Raw genomic sequence first — 643 nt, forward strand, 5'->3', positions numbered from 1 at the left:
GTGTCCGACAGCAGTGCGTGGATCGCCACCGCGTCGCGCGTGCCCCTGATCTTGGCCACGGTGTCGGCGTCGCGCAGCACGCGCGCGATGCGCGACAGCGCCTTGAGGTGGTCTGCACCCGCCCCCTCGGGCGCCAGCAGCAGAAACACCAGATCAACCGGCTGGTCATCCAGCGCCTCGAAATCGACCGGCGTCTCCAGCCGGGCGAAGACGCCGGCAATGCGCTTCACCCCGGCGAGCTTGCCATGCGGTATGGCAATGCCGTTGCCGACGCCGGTGGAGCCAAGCCGCTCGCGCTGCAGGATGGTGTCGAACACTTCCCGCTCCGGAATGCCCGAAATCGCTGCCGCCCTCTCGGACAGCAATTGCAGCAGTTGTTTCTTGGAGTTCGCCTTCAACGCCGGCATGATCGCCGGAACGTTGATCAGATCGCTAAGATCCATGCTTGAAAAATCCCTTGTTCGCCCGCCGCAGCCAGTCCTCGCCCCCTCGCGCGGCTGGCTGCTATCCCTGTGCGACTTTGGTCGTGGACGGGTCGATCCAGCCGATGTTCCCATCCGGCCGGCGGTAGACGATGTTGAGATGCTCGTTCCCGGCGTTGCGGAACACGAAGACCGGGCTATCCTTGGTGTCGAGCTCGATG

The 643-nt window shown here is 64.9% G+C and carries 2 protein-coding genes; both read right to left on the minus strand.

Annotated features, from left to right (window positions below):
- A partial coding sequence (gene ptsN / locus EN781_RS33685; protein ID WP_127400787.1) for a PTS IIA-like nitrogen regulatory protein PtsN occupies positions 1 to 443 on the minus strand: 443 nt, incomplete at its 3' end.
- Positions 444 to 504: 61 nt separating this feature from the next.
- On the minus strand, positions 505 to 643 hold a 139-nt coding region (locus EN781_RS33690), incomplete at its 5' end, for a sigma 54 modulation/S30EA ribosomal C-terminal domain-containing protein (protein WP_189347996.1).

Source organism: Mesorhizobium sp. M4A.F.Ca.ET.090.04.2.1 (genome assembly GCF_003999085.1).
Lineage (GTDB): Bacteria > Pseudomonadota > Alphaproteobacteria > Rhizobiales > Rhizobiaceae > Mesorhizobium.